Consider the following 1,237-nt stretch of genomic DNA (forward strand, 5'->3'; position numbering starts at 1 on the left):
GGCATGCCCGGTGGACGTTCCGGCTGCGCGTGTCGTCGACCGCCGAGCGTGCGCTGCTGGCGGAGTGGGACCGGTGCCGGTGGATCTGGAACGAGTCCGTCGCCAAGTCCAGGCAGACCCACCTCTGGAACAAGAACCGCCCCGAAGACACGGACAAGGCGACGTGCGGTCCGGCCCGGCTCGACACGATGCTGACCGAAGCCCGCGCGAAGACGCTGTGGCTGCGTGAGGGCTCATCGGTTCCCCAGCAGCAGATCATCCGCGACTTCGGCAAGTCCCGCGCGAAGGCGCACAAGGACATCCGCGAACGTCTGCCGCAGCATCGCCGGGCCGGGATGCCGAAGTACAAGAAGAAGCGTGAGGCCGACCCGAGCCTGAACTACACCAAGCGCGGCTTCCGGCTGAAGGACGGCCGTCTGCACCTCGCCGGGAACATCGCCCTGACGGTCGTGTGGTCGCGGGATCTTCCCGCCGAACCGTCCTCGGTGCGCGTGTACCGCGACAGCCTCGGGCACTGGTACGCCTCGTTCGTCGCGCCCGCCGAAGTCCAGCCGCTGCCCGAGACCGGCCAGGTGATCGGGATCGACTGGGGCGTCAGACAGACCGCGACCACCACCAGCGACACCCACGACCTCCCCCACGCCCGGCACGGGAAGAAGGCCCAGGCGAAGCTGTCGCGGTACGACCGTATGATGGCCCGCCGCAAACCCGCCAAGGGACAGGCAGCCTCCAAGCGCTACCGCGAAGCGAAGAACCTGCGGGCCAAGGCGTACAAGAAGGTGTCCCGGCAACGCCAGGACACCGGCCGCAAGTGGGCCAAGCGCGTAGTGGCCGACCACGACGCCATCGCCGTGGAGGACTTCCGCCCGAAGTTCCTCGCGAAGTCGACCATGGCGAGGAAGGCCGCCGATGCCGCCATCGGCGCCACCAAGAAGGCTCTGTTGGAAATGGCCCGCAAGCACGGCAGGATCGTGCACCTGGTCCATCCCGCGCACACCACGATGGACTGCGCGCAGTGCGGAGCGAGAACCAAGCACGCACTACCGCTCTCGGAACGAACCTACGCCTGCACCGCGTGCGGAACCGTCTCGCCCAGAGACAAGAACTCCGCCCGCGTGATGCTGGCCCGGGCTGGTCTCAACCCGGCTGGTGCTGATGGCGCAAGACCTGGCGGGACGCTGTTCCGCCAGGCAGCCTGAGCCAGGAATCCCCCTCGTTTACGAGGGGGAGGATTCAA

1 protein-coding gene is annotated in these 1,237 nt (G+C 67.8%); it reads left to right on the forward strand.

The features are described from left to right. A partial coding sequence (locus ADL12_RS22205) for an RNA-guided endonuclease InsQ/TnpB family protein (RefSeq protein WP_062704434.1) occupies positions 1-1,199 on the forward strand: 1,199 nt, incomplete at its 5' end. Between the last annotated feature and the right edge of the window lie 38 nt (positions 1,200-1,237).

The organism is Streptomyces regalis (assembly GCF_001509475.1).
Classification (GTDB): domain Bacteria; phylum Actinomycetota; class Actinomycetes; order Streptomycetales; family Streptomycetaceae; genus Streptomyces; species Streptomyces regalis.